The following is a 1815-nucleotide window of genomic DNA, read 5'->3' on the forward strand; positions in this document are numbered from 1 at the left end:
AAATTAAATACTATATAATTTACTCATATTTTTCCACTGCAAGCGGTATGATGTTGTATTTTACAGTATTTTCAATTGTATAGAAATTGTGTAATTTTATTAACAAATTTAATATTATCAATTTAATAAACAGGTTTATTAAATATATTAAAAATTCCTTAAATTTTTTACAAATTTCTTTCTAAAAAGTTTTGTAACTTCTTTTTATTATATTCTAAATTTTGATATATCTTTAATATACTATTTTGTTTTTTTATCTTATATTCTTTATCATCTATAGCCTTTATATTAACTTTCATGTTAACCATCGCAGATTCTATAGATGCAATTAGTTGATTTTTTGCAACAGCTATTTCCGAATTTATTACAGGATTTGAGAATTCAACAAAAACAAATATATTTTCAAATAGCTTTAATGCCTTTATTATGATTTCAAAAGGCGAATCTATGGCACCTTTTAATGTTTCTTGAATCTTTTCTCTTCTATAATGTCTATCTTCACGAGTTTCTTTAGGCAATTTATAAGCTTCTAAAACCTTTCCAAATATTTCTCCATCTTCTGTAACTAATCTCGTAAAATCATTTTTTAAATTTTGTAAATTTTGATAATATTCAAATCCTAATCTTTGTTCAACTTCTGGATTGGATTTTTTTGCCATATTATATGCTTTAATCATCAATGATGCTGCTAGTGCACCATTAAACGCAGCTACAGATCCTCCCCCAGCTTTATGATTTACCTCTGTAATATTTTCCAAATACTCTTCTATGTACATGATTCCCCCATTAATACATATCTTTTAATGTACGTTCAATACGTCTTTTATCATCTTTTTCTTTTAAATCATTTCTCTTATCATAAAGTTTTTTACCTTTACCAATAGCAATATCAATCTTTACAAGTCCATCTTTATCTTTTACTTCTAAAGGTAAGAATGCATATCCTTTTTCACTAACTTTACTCAATATTTTTCTTATTTCTTTTTTATTTAGTAATAATTTTCTTGTTCTAAGTGGATCTTGCTTACTAAAATTATTTCCATAAGAATACGGAGTTACATGCATTCCCACTATGTAAACTTCATTATTCTTTATTTGACAAAATGACTCTTTAATTGATACTTGTCCAGCCTTTATGCTTTTAACTTCATTTCCTTCCAAAACTATTCCTGCTTCAAAATAGTCCTCTAGATGAAAATCATGTTTTGCTTTTTTATTCCTAGCTAATGTTTTAATGCTCATCTTCTTCCTTCACTAACTTAAAATCAATTTCTCTCAAATCTACATTAACACTACTTACTTTTACTCTAACTTTTTGTCCTAATTCATATATTTTTCCAGTATGTTCCCCTACTATTTTATAATTTTCACGATCAAATTCATAATAATCATCATTTAAATTTCTAAAATGTATTAGCCCTTCTACTGTATTTGGTAACTCTACAAATATACCAAATGATGTAACAGAACTGATTATACCATCATAAACTTTACCAATTCTCTGCTCCATATATTCAGCTTTTTTAAGTGCATCTACATCCCTTTCGGCTTCTTGTGCTTTTCTCTCAGTTTCTGATATATGCTCAGCGATTTTATCTAGTCTCTTTAAGTAAGAACGTTTTGGATGCTTATAGTTATTATGTAAACTTCCTTTTAATATTCTGTGAACGACTAAATCACTATATCTTCTAATTGGAGATGTAAAATGTGAATAATTTTTTGTAGCAAGTCCAAAATGTATATCTGGCTCTCTTTGATAAATTGCCTTTTTCATAGTTCTTAGCATAATATTACTAATTAAAAAGCTTAAATTTG

At 26.6% G+C, this 1815-nt stretch carries 3 protein-coding genes; all 3 read right to left on the reverse strand.

What is annotated here, in order from left to right:
• Positions 1-167: 167 nt before the first annotated feature.
• A complete protein-coding gene (locus ABGF48_RS08385; RefSeq protein ID WP_408105889.1) occupies positions 168-776 on the reverse strand; it encodes a cyclodeaminase/cyclohydrolase family protein in 609 nt (202 codons plus the stop codon).
• Positions 777-786: 10 nt separating this feature from the next.
• Positions 787-1242 (reverse strand): SsrA-binding protein SmpB, encoded by a 456-nt coding sequence (gene smpB, locus ABGF48_RS08390; RefSeq protein WP_408105890.1) that lies wholly within the window; start codon positions 1240-1242, stop codon positions 787-789.
• The coding region (locus ABGF48_RS08395) for an RNB domain-containing ribonuclease (RefSeq protein WP_408105891.1) at positions 1232-1815 on the reverse strand (584 nt) is incomplete at its 5' end. The genes smpB and ABGF48_RS08395, both read right to left, overlap by 11 nt.

This window comes from Helcococcus bovis (assembly GCF_046035835.1).
GTDB lineage: Bacteria > Bacillota > Clostridia > Tissierellales > Peptoniphilaceae > Helcococcus > Helcococcus bovis.

What these genes read in the sequence shown, in the direction of transcription:
- smpB (WP_408105890.1), bottom strand. Translation starts at nt 1,242, where the DNA reads ATGAGCATTAAAACATTAGCTAGGAATAAAAAAGCAAAACATGATTTT.
- ABGF48_RS08385 (WP_408105889.1), bottom strand. Translation starts at nt 776, where the DNA reads ATGTACATAGAAGAGTATTTGGAAAATATTACAGAGGTAAATCATAAA.